The organism is Streptodolium elevatio, from assembly GCF_053592165.1.
Window position 1 is genome coordinate 709,058 of sequence record NZ_JBSFVE010000002.1, and the last position, 12,560, is coordinate 721,617.

8 protein-coding genes are annotated in these 12,560 nt (G+C 72.3%); 2 read left to right on the forward strand and 6 right to left on the reverse strand.

What is annotated here, in order from left to right; genetic code table 11:
• Positions 1-48: 48 nt before the first annotated feature.
• Positions 49-1,251 (forward strand): site-2 protease family protein, encoded by a 1,203-nt coding sequence (locus ACWD12_RS07285; RefSeq protein ID WP_450098701.1) that lies wholly within the window; start codon positions 49-51, stop codon positions 1,249-1,251.
• Positions 1,252-1,338: 87 nt separating this feature from the next.
• On the opposite strand, the gene ACWD12_RS07290 is transcribed toward ACWD12_RS07285, so the two are convergent.
• Entirely contained in the window at positions 1,339-2,784 is a 1,446-nt protein-coding gene (locus ACWD12_RS07290; RefSeq protein ID WP_450098702.1) for a cellulase family glycosylhydrolase, read from the reverse strand.
• A gap of 200 nt (positions 2,785-2,984) precedes the next feature.
• Here ACWD12_RS07290 and ACWD12_RS07295 point away from each other — a divergent pair, with 200 nt between their 5' ends.
• Positions 2,985-3,881, forward strand: a complete 897-nt coding sequence (locus ACWD12_RS07295; RefSeq protein WP_358355639.1) for a RecB family exonuclease — start codon at positions 2,985-2,987, stop codon at positions 3,879-3,881.
• Between the two features lie 136 nt (positions 3,882-4,017).
• On the opposite strand, the gene ACWD12_RS07300 is transcribed toward ACWD12_RS07295, so the two are convergent.
• From ACWD12_RS07300 to metH, 5 genes are all read right to left on the reverse strand, one after another.
• Positions 4,018-4,707, reverse strand: coding sequence for a response regulator transcription factor (locus ACWD12_RS07300; RefSeq protein ID WP_358355641.1), 690 nt, complete (start codon positions 4,705-4,707; stop codon positions 4,018-4,020).
• The gene (locus tag ACWD12_RS07305) at positions 4,704-6,137 is read right to left on the reverse strand and encodes a histidine kinase (protein WP_450098703.1); all 1,434 of its coding nucleotides are present in this window, start codon (positions 6,135-6,137) and stop codon (positions 4,704-4,706) included. The genes ACWD12_RS07300 and ACWD12_RS07305 overlap by 4 nt, the downstream gene beginning before the upstream one ends.
• 771 nt (positions 6,138-6,908) lie before the next feature.
• Positions 6,909-7,604 (reverse strand): HAD family hydrolase, encoded by a 696-nt coding sequence (locus tag ACWD12_RS07310; RefSeq protein WP_450098704.1) that lies wholly within the window; start codon positions 7,602-7,604, stop codon positions 6,909-6,911.
• A gap of 192 nt (positions 7,605-7,796) precedes the next feature.
• Positions 7,797-8,642, reverse strand: coding sequence for a methyltransferase domain-containing protein (locus ACWD12_RS07315; RefSeq protein ID WP_450098766.1), 846 nt, complete (start codon positions 8,640-8,642; stop codon positions 7,797-7,799).
• 176 nt (positions 8,643-8,818) lie between these two features.
• Positions 8,819-12,301 (reverse strand): methionine synthase, encoded by a 3,483-nt coding sequence (gene metH / locus ACWD12_RS07320; protein ID WP_450098705.1) that lies wholly within the window; start codon positions 12,299-12,301, stop codon positions 8,819-8,821.
• Positions 12,302-12,560 lie beyond the last annotated feature (259 nt).

Sequence of the window (12,560 nt, forward strand, 5' to 3'; positions counted from 1 at the left end):
CCGCCAGGGGATCTCCTGCTCGGTCACGCACCGCATAACATCGACAACGTGAGTGTTTCTGGCGGGCCGCAGGGCCGAAGCGGGCAGCGGGACGGGGCGGAGGCCCCGGGTGGCGGTGCCGCGCGTGGCGGAGGCCTGTTGATGGGCCGGCCCTTCGGCGTGCCGGTGTATGTGTCGTCGTCGTGGTTCGTGATCGCGCTGGTGATCACGTTGCTGTTCGCGCCGACGTTCGAGCGGCTGTTCCCGCAGTTGGACTCGTGGAAGTACGCGATCTCGTTCCTGTTCGCGGTGCTGCTGTACATCTCGGTGCTGGTGCACGAACTGGCCCACGCGGTCACGGCGCTGCGCTTCGGGCTGCCGGTGCACCGGATCACGATCCAGTTCCTGGGCGGGGTTTCGGAGATCGACAAGCCACAGACGGCGGGCCGCGAGTTCGCGGTGGCGGCGGCGGGGCCGGCGTTGTCGTTGGTGCTGGCGGGCGGCTTCTGGGGCATCGGCCTTGCGCTGGACGTGGATTCGCTCACCGGGCGGATGGTGGCGCTGCTGGCGGTGTCGAACCTGATGGTGGCGGTGTTCAACCTGCTGCCGGGGTTGCCGTTGGACGGCGGGCGGATGCTGCGTGCGGGCGTGTGGGGGGCCACGAAGCGGCCGATGGCCGGGACGGTCGCCGCGTCGTGGGCGGGCCGGGTGCTGTCCGTGGTGGTGCTGTTCGCGGCGGTGTGGTGGTCGCGGGAGGACTCGACGTGGATTCAGGTCTACACGGTGGTGTGCGGCGGGTTGATCGCCGGCTTCATGTGGACCGGGGCCATGCAGTCGTTGCGGGCCGAGCAGCTGCGCGAGCGGCTGCCGGGGCTGCAGGCGCGAGCGCTGACCCGGCGGGCGATTCCGGTGGCGGCGGACCTGCCGTTGGCGGAGGCGCTGCGGCGGGCCGATGAGGCGGGTGCGCGGGCGCTGGTGGTGGTGGACGGCAACGGCGGTCCGATCGCGCTGGTGCGTGAATCGCGGGTGACGGACACGCCGGTGCAGCGTCGGCCGTGGGTGGCCGTCGGGCCTTTGGCGCGGGACCTGTTGCCGGGTATGCGCGTGCCGGCGGATCTGGCGGGCGAGGACCTGTTGGCGGCGCTGCGGGCGACGCCGGCGAGCGAGTATCTGGTGGTGGAGGCGGACGGCAGCGTGTATGGCGTGCTGTCGCGCTCTGATGTGGAGCATGCCTTCATGCGGCTGCTGTCCCGGTCGCCGGCGAAGGCCTGAAATCGCCGGTGCGGCGGGCGGGTTGACCGCCCGCCGACACACGACGCACCGATGCACGGACGGCGGTCCGCCGGTCCCCGTCCGGGGTCAGCGCGGGGTGACGGTGACGGTGTAGGTCGTGCCCGGGCGGCCGTTCGCGGAGACCTCGACCGTCTGGCCGTGGGCGTGCCAACTCGCCTTATGGCCTTCGATCTTGACGCGGTAGCCGTTCGGATAGACGTCGCGGGGGACGGTGATCTCGGTGGGGCCGCGGGTGTCGGCGCGGGTGGTGTACGTGATCCGGTACGTGCGGGTGGCGGGGTCGTACGCGTATTGCGTGGGGTTCCCGGCGACGGCGCTCGCGTACGGCTGCACCAGCAGGTCGTGGTTCGGTTTCAGGCCGCCGTCGGCGGTGAGGGTGCAGTAGCCGCCGCCGCGGCACCATTGCCAGTTGGTCCAGCCGGTGGCGAAGCGGTCCATGGCGGCGGTCATGCGGGTGAAGAAGGTGCGCATGTTCGGGAGTGTGGGGACGGGTGGTCCCCACTCCCCCACGATGACGGGCATGCGGTGCCGGGTCGGGTAGTCGCTGATGGTGGCTTCGTACGCCTGGATGAAGGTGCCGTCGGGGTCGTAGTCGGCGCCGCCTTCCATCGCGGTGTCGTAGAAGTGCGGGGCGTACGCGGCGCGCGGGTCGTCGACGGTGCCGAGGGCGGTGGGCACGCCGAGGCCGACGATGACGGTGGGCTCGACGAAAACCCAGGACCGCCGGTCGACGAGGCGGACGGCGTCGGCGAGGCGGTTCCACAGGTCGGTGAGCTGGGTGGATTCGAAGCGGGCCGCCGCGGTGGGGAGGTCTTCGCCGTCGCGGAACTTCGCGAAGGGCTCGTTCATGAGGTCGTAGCCGAGGAGGGCCGGGTGGCGGCCGAGGGTGGCGGCGACGGTGGTCCACATGCGGGCGTGGGCTTTGCGGAGGTCGTCGTCGGTGTAGAGGTGGTCGAAGGCGGCCTGGACGGACGGTTGGAAGTACTCGGAGAACCAGTCGTCGGGGTTGGGGGCGTAGGGCAGCCCGTCGTCCCGGGTGGTCCAGGCGGGTGCGCCGCGGTGGCCGCCGAAGTGCGGGCCGTAGACGTCCTGGTGGGCGTCGAGCATGACTTTGACGCCGTAGCGGTCGGCCCAGTCCATGATGCGGCGCATCTTGCCGAGGTACGCCCGGTCGTAGCGGCCGGGAGCGGGTTCGAGGTCGTCCCAGAAGAACACCAGGCGCGCGAGGTTGAAGCCGCGCCGGGACATGTCGCGCAGGTCGCGTTCCTGGATGTCGGCGAAGGCGTCGGGGCCGCGGTGGCCCTTGTCGGCGAGGTTGAAGCCGCGCCACTGGGTGGCGCGTCCGCGGTCGTCGGCGATGTACGTGCGGTCTCTGACGGTGACGCGGTCGGGGGTACGCGCGCCGCCGGGGTGGCTTCCCGGGTGGGCGGCGGCGGGTGCGGCGGGGAGGATGCCGACGAGGAGCGCGGTGGCGGCGGCGGTCAGGGCGTACCGGAGGGAGGTGGGGCGCATGCACGGACCCTTCGACGCGACGGCTGGGCGGCGGTGCGCGAGCGGGTCGGATGTTACTGGCGGTAGCGGCAACTTCCCAGACGCGGCGGGGTGTTGCGGCGGCGTACGCGTGTTCGTTCGAACAGGTGGCCTTCACCGTTGAGGGGTGGTCCGGGCGGCGGGATGGGTGGTTGTCCCCCGGTGGCCGTACGCTGCTGGCCATGAGTACGACCGGAACCGACTCCCCCACTGCCGGCCCCGCGCCCGATTCGCGTGCGGTGTCGTTGTCGCCGTCCCGCGCGAGCGACTTCAAGCAGTGCCCGTTGCTGTACCGGTTCCGGGTGATCGACAAGCTGCCGGAGAAGCCGAGCGCCGCCGCGACGCGCGGCACGGTCGTGCACGCGGTGCTGGAGCGGTTGTTCGACATTCCGAAGGGCGAGCGCACACCGGAGGCGGCGTTGCGGCTGCTGCGTCCGGCGTGGGACGAACTGCTCGTCAAGCGCCCGGAGTTGGCAGAGCTGTTCGACGACGGCGCGGGGGCGGTGAAGGTCGAGGAGCTGGCCGACTGGCTGGCGGGTGCGGAGAAGCTCGTCCAGCGCTACTTCACGCTGGAGGATCCGAACGCGCTGGAGCCGGCGCGGCGCGAGCTGTACGTCGAGGCACCGCTGGAGGGCGTCGACGGCGGTCTGACGCTGCGCGGCTACGTGGACCGGCTCGACGTGGCGCCGAACGGCGATCTTCGGGTGGTCGACTACAAGACGGGCAAGGCGCCGTCGCAGCAGTTCGAGCGCAAGTCGCTGTTCCAGATGAAGTTCTACGCGCTGGTGCTGTGGCGTCAGCACGGCCGCATGCCGCGCCGCCTCCAACTGGTCTACCTGGGCAGCGGCGACGTCATCTGGTACGACCCGGAGGAGTCGGACCTGCTGGCCGTGGAGCGCGAGCTCCGGGCGCTGTGGGAGGCGATCCGCGAGGCGACGCGCACCGGGGACTGGCGGCCGAAGCGCACGCATCTGTGCGGCTGGTGCGACCACCAGGCGGTGTGCCCGGAGTTCGGCGGCACTCCCCCGGTGTACCCGCTGCCGATCATCCCCGCACAGCAGCAGGAGTCGGAGCAGTAACGCCGCGCGGGTACGCCCGCTTCTGACGGCGCCCCCCACAGCCCGCCGCGGCCGCCACGCAGCCGCGACGCAGGGCACCGGGCGCGGCACCGCCGGAGGGGGCCCGACCGGCCCCCACCAGCCCCGGCGCGCGGGCCTACAGCGCCCCGGGACGGACGAGCCCGCTCTCGTACGCGTACACGGCCGCCTGGACCCGGTCGCGCAGCCCGAGCTTGGTGAGCACGTGGCCGACGTGTGTCTTGACCGTGGTCTCGCTGACGAACAGTTCCGCGGCGATCTCCGCGTTGGACATGCCGCGGGCGACAAGGCGCAGCACCTCGACCTCGCGCTCGGTGAGCATGGCGAGGGTGTCGGGGGTGGGGTCCTCCGCGGCGGGCAGCCTGGCCGCGTACATGTCGAGCAGGCGGCGCGTGATGCTGGGCGCGAGCAGCGCGTCGCCGTCGGCGATGACGCGGATGGCCGCGATGAGGTCGTCGGCGGGCACGTCCTTGAGGAGGAACCCGCTGGCTCCGGCGCGCAGCGCCTCGACGACGTACTCGTCGAGGTCGAAGGTGGTCAGCACGAGGACGCGCGCTGTGCCGGCCGCGGGCGGGCCGCCCGCCTGGCCCGTGCCGGCGATGCGGCGGGTGGCCTCGACGCCGTCCATGCGCGGCATACGGATGTCCATGAGGACGACGTCGGGCTGGAGGGTGCGGACGAGTTCGACCGCCTGGAGCCCGTCGGCCGCCTCGCCGACCACGGCGATGTCGGGCTCGGCCTCGAGGATCATGCGGAACCCGGTGCGCAGCAGCGGCTGGTCGTCGACGAGGATCACACGGATCGTCATGCTGGGTTCTGCTCCAGTCGGTCGGGTCGGTCGGTCCGGTCCGTGCGGTCGCCACGGTCGGGGCGTTCGGGTCGGTCGGCGCGTTCGCCGGTCCCGGCGGTGGGACGGTCGCCGGGGGCCAGCGGGATGCGGGCGAGGACCTCGAAGCCGCCGCCGGCGCGGGGTCCGGCGTACAGGCGTCCACCGTAGAGGGCGACGCGTTCGCGCATGCCGAGCAGGCCGTGTCCGGTGCGCTCGCTGTCGCGCGAGTCCAGGCTCGCGGCGGCGCCGCGGCCGTCGTCGGCGACGCGGACGAGGATCTCCTCGGGACGGTAGCGCAGCAGCACGCGCGAGCCGGCCGGTCCGGCGTGCTTGAGGGTGTTGGTCAGGGCTTCCTGGATGATGCGGTATGCGGCGAGGTCGATGCCGGGCGGCAGTTCGGTCGGGACGCCTTCGATGGACAGCTCGACCGATACGCCCGCCTCGCGGACCTGCTGCACCAGCACCTCGAGTGCGTCCAGGCCGGGCTGCGGTGCGTTGTGGCCCTCGTTGAGCTGGACGGTGCCGCCGACCTCCTCGTCGTTGCCGCGCAGGATGCCGACGAGGCGGCGCATCTCGACGAGGGCGGCGCGGCCGGTCTGCTCGACCGCCGCCATGGCCTCGCGGGCGCGGTCGGGGTTGCGGGCGATGGTGCGCTGCGCGGCGGAGGCCTGCACGGTCATGACGGACACGTGGTGCGCGACGACGTCGTGGAGTTCGCGGGCGATGCGGCCGCGTTCCTCGGCGAGGGCGGCGCGGGTGTCGGCTTCGCGGGTGTGCAGGAGGCGGTCGGCGCGGGCCTCGAGCTCCGCGGTGTACGCGCGGCGGAACCCGACGCTGCGGGCGAACGCCCAGACGGCGAACAGCGCGGCGAGGTTGGCGAGCACGTCGACGAAGCCGATGTTGCGGCGCCCGATGGCGAGCCAGATCATCGTGGTGCCCTCGGCGAAGAACAGCGCGAAGGCGGCGGGGATGCGGGGCCGGCTGACGGCGGCGCTGTACATCGCGACGAGTTGGCCGAGGCTGGCCCCCGCCGCGCCGTAGTGGTTGCCGGCGAGGATCAAGAACGGGACCGTGACGGCGATCAGGACGCGCAGCGAGTGGCTGGAGCGCCACAGGAGCGGCAGCACGCAAAGGACGGCGAGGATGACGCCGAGCGCGTCGGGGTCGCGGCGCGCGTCGTTGCCGAGGTCGTCCATGAACAGGCCGCCGACGGCGAGGATGCCGAGGATCACGACGAGGAGGACGTCGAGGGGGGCGGGCCGGCGCAGCAGGGGGCGTTCCCCCTGGCGCAGCTCGTCGATCCAGCCGACGGCGTGGTCGCGCAGCCGGTCCGTGCGCGTCGCGGGGACGGCGGGCGGATCGGCCGGGGCGGGCGTGCCGGTGCGCGCGTCGTCGTGGGCGGGTGTCACAGGTCCACCGTAGAGGCTGTGACCAGGAGATTTCGCCCTCCGGGGGAGGTCTCGTCCGCACGGAGGACGTGGCTGGGACGGTTGTGCGACCTGCGGAGGAGCGGCGGCCTGCTCGGTGCGGAGCAGGGCGCCCGCGGACGGGGGCGGCGCGGTCGCGGCACTCCGGCGGGGACCGCGCCGACCACCCCGGTCGGGTGTCTCGGCTTCCGGCCTGGCCGGGGGTGCCGACGCGCACGGTGAACTTCGCGGTACGGATGGCTCCTTCCGCCCTGGATTTCTGTCCTGAATTTCCGTCCTGCCGGATTGGTGCCGGGTGAGGTCGAGGGATTTCCCTGACGACGGTCTACCCGCGTTGCCGACAGACTGACGGTGCACAGGGGATCCGCCGCGGCGGGAGACCTGGCACCACGGACGGCGGTTCTCCGTCGTCCACACGTCGCACAGGGTCCACGGGGGATCTTGTGCGGCGCCCGGCCGCGGGGGCGGGCGGGAGAGCACGGGGAACGGGGGCCGCGCCTCACGGGGAGCGGCGGAGCACACGGGTCCGGTCGTCGGCGATGGGGAGATCGCCGAGGACCGGGTCCGACGGCCCGTAACGGGGAGGCGGTCGCGGGGGCGGCAGCCGGGGGAACGGGCTCGGGGGACGTCAGCGGGGGTACGGCACGGGGAGCGGAACGGACGGGTCCAAGGGCCCGTCCGTTTCCGTGTGCTCCCGGCGCCCGGCGGGTGGGGTCTCAAGTCGCGGCCGGAGCCGGGGGCTCGGCGGTTGCCTCAGTGCAGTGCGCGCCGGCGTACGAGCCCGTCGAGCAGGGCCAGGTCGATGCCTTCCAGGGACGGCAGCACGGTGCGGTGCGGTCCGACCGGGATGTCGGTCATGCTCGGCACCGCGATGACGACGCAGCCCGCGGCCTCGCCGGAGGCGACCCCGGTCGGCGAGTCCTCGAGGACGACGCACTGCGCGGGGTCGGCGCCCAGGGCCGCGGCCGCGACCAGGTACGGGTCGGGGTTCGGCTTGGGCCGCTCGACCTCGTCGCCCGCGACGGTGACGCTGAAGTGGTGCGCGCCGAGCGAGGGCAGGACCGCGTCGACGATGTCCCGGTAGGACGCGGTGACCAGGGCGAGCGGTACACCGGCCGCGTCGAGCTCGGCGAGCAGGCGCTTGGCGCCGGGGCGCAGGTCGACGCCGCTGCGCAGGATCTCGACCATCCGCGCGTTGATGCGGCGCTCGAGTTCCTCGGGGGCCACGTCGACCCCGGAGATGCCGATGAGGTACGCGACGGCGGGGTCCATGGGGCTGCCGAGCAGCCGCTCGGCGTGCTCGGGTCCGAGGTGGAACCCGAGGTCGGCCATGACCGAGACCTCGGTGGCGAACCAGCTGCGCTCGGTGTCGACCAGGGTGCCGTCCATGTCGCACAGCACCGCCTGGAGGTCCGAACCGGGGTACACCCGGGCTTCGAGAGCCGTCATGGCCACCTGCCTCTCCTGTCGGCCCGGCGGTTCCCGGCCGGGCGGCGCGTCGTCGCTTCCCCTCCTTCACTCGGCTCACTCGCTGGTGATGGGCCCTCGATTGTCCGTGACCGGCGGGTGGGAGGCAAGCGCATAGCTACGCGCGTCACGGAGTGTTGGCGGAGTGTTGTCGCCCGATTTCCCGGAGCGTGTCTACCGGGGGCGGTACCGCGACAGCGTGACCTCTGCGGTGACGGCGAGCGGATCGGGCAGGGCCGCGATGCGGGTGCGCAGCTCGGCCGCGTCGGTGTGCCAAGCGGAGGGCCCCATGCCGACGACGGTGGCGATGTCGTCGTGGCCGAGGTCGAGGGTGAAGCCGACGCGGTGGGCGCGCTCGGGGGTGAAGTGCGGGGCCAGCGCGGCGTCGAGGCGGGTCTTCTTGTCGTCGTCGACGCGGAGCAGGCCGAGGGCCCCGACGAGTTCGGCGAGGTGGGCGGCGGTCGGGGTGACGACCGCGAGAGTGCCGCCGGGGTGCAGGATGCGCCGCAGTTCCGCGGGGTTGCGGGGGGCGAACACGTTCAGTACGAGGGCCGCCGCGGCGTCGCGTACCGGGAGCGGGCGCCACGCGTCGCAGACGACCGCTCCCGCGCGCGGGTGGGCCTTGGCGGCGCGGCGCAGCGCGTATTTGGAGATGTCGAGGGCGAGTCCGACCCGGTCCGGGGCGGCGTCGAGGGCGTGGGCGAGGTAGTGGCCGGTGCCCGCGCCGACGTCGACGACGGCGCCTGACGGGGCGCCGGGGGCGGCGGCCTCGGCGGCGAGCGCTTCGGCGATCGGCTTGTAGTGGCCGGCCTGGAGGAACGCGCCGCGGGCGGCGACCATGTCGGCGGTGTCGGCGGTGCCGGTGCGGGCGTCGCCGGCCAGGAGGTTGGCGTACCCCTGGCGCGCGATGTCGAAGGTGTGGCGGCCTGCTGTGCAGCGCAGTACGCGGGCGTCCGAGGCCGCGGCGAGGTCGGCGCCGCAGTGCGGGCAGCGCAGCAGGGCGACGACGTCGTGGAGCACTGCTGCGGCCTTCCTGGGGGTGCGGCGGCCCGGGTCGGGCACGGGTGCCGGGTCCTGGGGTCCTGGATCCCGGTCGATCCTGGCAGGTGCGGGTGGTACGTGCGAACGGCCGCGCCCGGGCAGGGCTGCGGCCGTCCGCGTACCGTGCCGGCTTGTCCGGCCGGCTCGCTGTCGGGCTACCGGGCGTTGAAGTACTTCGCCTCGGGGTGGTGCAGCACGATCGCGTCGGTGGACTGCTCGGGGTGCAGCTGGAACTCCTCGGACAGGTCGACGCCGATGCGCGACGGGTCGAGCAGGCTCACGATCTTGGCGCGGTCCTCCAGGTCGGGGCAGGCCCCGTAGCCCAGCGAGAAGCGTGCGCCGCGGTACTCGAGCTTGAGCATGCCGTCGATGTCGCCGGGGTCCTCGCCGGAGAAGCCCAGTTCGGCGCGGACGCGCGCGTGCCAGTACTCGGCCAGTGCCTCGGCGAGTTGCACGGACAGGCCGTGCAGTTCGAGGTAGTCGCGGTATGCGTTGTCGGCGAAGAGCTTGCCGGTGGCCTCGGACAGGCGCCCGCCCATGGTGACGACCTGGAAGCCGACGACGTCGACCTCGCCGGAGTCCTCGGGGCGGAAGTAGTCGGCGAGGCACAGGTGCCGGTCGCGGCGCTGGCGCGGGAAGGTGAAGCGAGTGCGCTCGGAGCCGTCCTCGTGCAGCACGATGAGGTCGTCGCCCTTGGACACGCACGGGAAGTAGCCGTAGACGACGGCCGCTTCGAGGAGGTTCTCGGTGACGAGCTTGTCGAGCCAGTAGCGCAGCCGGGGGCGGCCCTCGGTCTCGACGAGTTCCTCGTACGTCGGCCCGTTGCCGCCGCGGGTCGGCTTGAGGCCCCACTGCCCCATGAACGTGGCGCGTTCGTCGAGCCAGGAGGCGTAGTCGGCGAGCTGGATGCCCTTGACGACGCGGTCCCCCCAGAACGGCGGGGTGGGCACGGGGTTGGTGGTGGAGACGTCGGAGCGGGCCGGCATGTTCTCGGGCTCGGTCTCGACGAGCGAGCTCGCGGCGACCTTGCGGCGCTTGAGCGGCGGGAGGGCGGCGCCGGGGACGCCGCGCTTGACGCCCATGAGGGCGTCCATCAGGCGCAGTCCCTCGAACGCGTCGCGGGCGTAGCGGACTTCGCCGGCGTAGATGTCGTAGAGGTCCTCTTCGACGTACGCGCGCGTCAGTGCGGCGCCGCCGAGGATCACCGGGTATCCGGTGGCCAGGCCGCGCTGGTTGAGCTCCTGGAGGTTCTCCTTCATGATCACCGTCGACTTGACCAGGAGCCCGGACATGCCGATGACGTCGGCGCGGTGCTCCTCGGCGGCTTCGAGGATCGCGGAGACCGGCTGCTTGATGCCGATGTTGACGACGTTGTAGCCGTTGTTGCTGAGGATGATGTCGACGAGGTTCTTGCCGATGTCGTGGACGTCGCCCTTGACGGTGGCGAGCACGATGGTGCCCTTGCCGTCGTCGTCGCTCTTCTCCATGTGCGGTTCGAGGTACGCGACGGCGGTCTTCATGACCTCGGCGGACTGCAGCACGAACGGCAGCTGCATCTGGCCGGAGCCGAACAGCTCGCCGACGACCTTCATGCCCTCCAGCAGCGTGTCGTTGATGATCTCCAGCGCGGGGCGGGAGGCCAGCGCCTCTTCGAGGTCGGCCTCCAGGCCCTGGCGTTCGCCGTCGATGATGCGGCGCTCGAGGCGCTCGCCCAGCGGCAGGGCGGCCAGTTCCTCGGCGCGGGACGCCTTGACCGACTTGGCGTCGACGCCCTCGAACAGCTCCATGAAGCGCGTGAGGGGGTCGTAGTCGGGGCGGCGCCGGTCGTACACCATGTCGAGGGCGACCTCGCGCTGCTCCTCCGGGATCCGGGCCATGGGCAGGATCTTGGAGGCGTGCACGATGGCGGAGTCGAGGCCGGCGTCGATGCACTCGTTGAGGAACACCGAGTTGAGGACCATGCGGGCCGCGGCGTTGAGGCCGAAGGAGACGTTGGACAGGCCGAGCGTGGTCTGCACCTGCGGGTGGAGCCGCTTGATCTCGCGGATGGCCTCGATGGTCTCGATGCCGTCGCGGCGGGTCTCCTCCTGGCCGGTGCCGATCGGGAAGGTGAGGGCGTCGACGATGATGTCGCCGACGTCGAAGCCGTAGTTGTCGCGCAGGTCGCAAATGAGGCGGTCGGCGACGCGCACCTTCCACTCGGCGGTGCGTGCCTGGCCCTCCTCGTCGATGGTGAGGGCGACGAGTGCGGCGCCGTGCTCCTTGGCGAGGGCGGCGATGCGGGCGAAGCGCGAGGTGGGGCCGTCGCCGTCCTCGTAGTTGACGGAGTTGACGACGGCCCGGCCGCCGAGGTGCTCCAGGCCGGCCTGGATGACGTCGGGCTCGGTGGAGTCGAGCACGATGGGCAGCGTGGTGGCGGTGGCGAGGCGGGACGCCAGTTCGCGCATGTCCCGGGCGCCGTCGCGGCCGACGTAGTCGATGTTGAGGTCGAGCATGTGGGCGCCGTCGCGGGACTGGTCGCGCGCGATCTCCAGGCACTTCTCCCAGTCCTCGGCGAGCATGGCCTCGCGGAACGCCTTGGAGCCGTTGGCGTTGGTGCGCTCGCCGATGGCGAGGTACGAGGTGTCCTGGCGGAACGGCACCGACTGGTAGAGGGACGCGGCGCTCGCCTCGTGGCGCGGGACGCGGGGGGCGATCTCGCGGCCGCGTACGCGCTCGACGGTCTGCCGCAGGTGTTCGGGCGTGGTGCCGCAGCAGCCGCCGACCAGCGAGAGGCCGTACTCGCGGGTGAACACGTCGTGGGCGTCGGCCAGTTCCTCGGGGCTGAGGGGGTAGTGCGCGCCGTCCTTGGTCAGCACGGGCAGGCCCGCGTTGGGCATCGCGGAGATGCCGATCTGCGCGTGCCGGGCGAGGTGCCGCAGGTGCTCGCTCATCTCGGCGGGGCCGGTGGCGCAGTTGAGGCCGATGAGGTCGACGCCGAGCGGTTCCAGGGCGGTGAGCGCGGCGCCGATCTCCGAGCCGAGCAGCATGGTGCCGGTGGTCTCGACGGTGACCTGGACGAAGACGGGCAGGTCCGTTCCGGCGGCCTGGTTGGCGCGGTGGGCGCCGATGACGGAGGCCTTGGTCTGCAGGAGGTCCTGCGTGGTCTCGACGAGGAGGGCGTGGGCGCCGCCCGCGATGAGGCCGGCGGCGTTGGCCTGGTAGGCGTCGCGGAGTACGGCGTACGTGGTGTGGCCGAGGCTGGGGAGCTTGGTGCCGGGGCCGATGGAGCCGAGGACCCAGCGGGGCCGGTCGGCCGTCGAGTAGCCGTCGGCGACCTCGCGGGCGAGGCGTGCGCCGGACTCGGAGAGTTCGAAGATGCGGTCGGCGATGTCGTACTCGGCGAGGTTGGCGAAGTTGGCGCCGAAGGTGTTGGTCTCGACGCAGTCGACGCCGACGGCGAAGTACTCCTCGTGGACCGCGCGGACGATGTCGGGGCGGGAGATGTTGAGGATCTCGTTGCAGCCCTCGTGGCCCTGGAAGTCGTCGAGCGTGGGGTCCTGCGCCTGCAACATCGTGCCCATGGCCCCGTCCGCGACGACGACGCGGGTGGCGAGTGCTTCACGGAGCTGCTGGGGGGTCGCGGATGCTGCGGTCATCAGGATTCTCCCTGGGTGCGACGGCTGTCGGCTTGGTGGCCCGTGGTGGGCCTGCGGCTCGAAAATCGGGCCGGGCGAACAGCCTAACGGCGCGGCGGGCGGTTGCCGCGTTGTGTCCCACCAGATGGGCGCACGGTCACACCGTGCGGGCGGGCCCGGACGCATTCCGGCTAAGCCGTAGGCTTGACGCGACGGACCTGGGTAAGAACGACCGTACGGATCGACGATTGGACCGGCACCGCGCCGGCGAGGAGGCACC

Coding starts and splice junctions, on each gene's coding strand:
- ACWD12_RS07290 (WP_450098702.1), bottom strand. CDS start 2,784: ATGCGCCCCACCTCCCTCCGGTACGCCCTGACCGCCGCCGCCACCGCG.
- ACWD12_RS07295 (WP_358355639.1), top strand. CDS start 2,985: ATGAGTACGACCGGAACCGACTCCCCCACTGCCGGCCCCGCGCCCGAT.
- ACWD12_RS07300 (WP_358355641.1), bottom strand. CDS start 4,707: ATGACGATCCGTGTGATCCTCGTCGACGACCAGCCGCTGCTGCGCACC.
- ACWD12_RS07310 (WP_450098704.1), bottom strand. CDS start 7,604: ATGACGGCTCTCGAAGCCCGGGTGTACCCCGGTTCGGACCTCCAGGCG.
- metH (WP_450098705.1), bottom strand. CDS start 12,301: ATGACCGCAGCATCCGCGACCCCCCAGCAGCTCCGTGAAGCACTCGCC.